Genomic DNA, 798 nt, shown 5'->3' with positions numbered 1-798 from the left:
TGTAAATAAAGGCTTACTAGGAGGGTAAATACGTAGGCTTGAATTAGTGCTACAGCAAATTCTAGAATGGTTAGTAGGGTTAGAATTAAGAATGTGATTAAGGCTGTGGGGATGTTGATTGATAGTAAAGCTAAAGTTGCTCCTCCAATAAGGTGGATTAGTAGGTGACCGGCTGTAATATTGGCGGTTAACCGAACTGCTAGGGCTATTGGTTGAATAAACAGGCTAATTGTCTCAATAATAATTAATATAGGAATTAAGGGAATAGGTGTTCCTTGTGGGAGAAAGTGGGCCAGAGCAGATTTTGTTTTATTACGAAATCCTAGGATTACTGCTCCTGCTCAAAGGGGAATTGCTATTCCTAAATTTATTGATAGTTGTGTTGTTGGGGTAAATGTATGTGGTAAAAGGCCTAAAAGATTAGTTGAACCAATAAAAATGATTAGTGAAATGAGTAGCAGGGTTCATGAGCGTCCTTTTTGTGAGTGAATGGATATCATTTGTTTAATAATTAGTTGAATGATTCATTGTTGAAATACTACTAATCGGTTATTATAAATACGATTAGAGTATGAGAATATGATGGTTGGAAGTATAATAATAACAATAACAACGGGGATACCTATTAATGTAGGGGTAGAGAAAGAGGCGAATAAATTTTCGTTCATTTTGATTCTCAAGGACTAGGTTTTTTTGTTATGAAAATTGTTTTAGAGATAGGTGTGGTGTAGAAGTTAAATTTTGAGAATTTTAATTGAAAAATAATGAATAGGGTGATTAGGGAAAATAAAATTATGT

At 33.7% G+C, this 798-nt stretch carries 1 protein-coding gene; it reads right to left on the bottom strand.

The genetic code is table 11. The annotated features are described in order from the left end of the window. Positions 1–329, bottom strand: a 329-nt coding sequence (gene atpB / locus CRJ03_RS20540) for a F0F1 ATP synthase subunit A (RefSeq protein WP_104017781.1), incomplete at its 3' end; no start/stop codon positions are given. Positions 330–798: the final 469 nt, after the last annotated feature.

Source organism: Roseovarius nitratireducens (assembly GCF_002925845.1).
Lineage (GTDB): Bacteria > Pseudomonadota > Alphaproteobacteria > Rhodobacterales > Rhodobacteraceae > Roseovarius > Roseovarius nitratireducens.
Note: the sequence above shows the minus strand (reverse complement) of the source record. Positions and strands in the feature narration are given on the sequence as shown.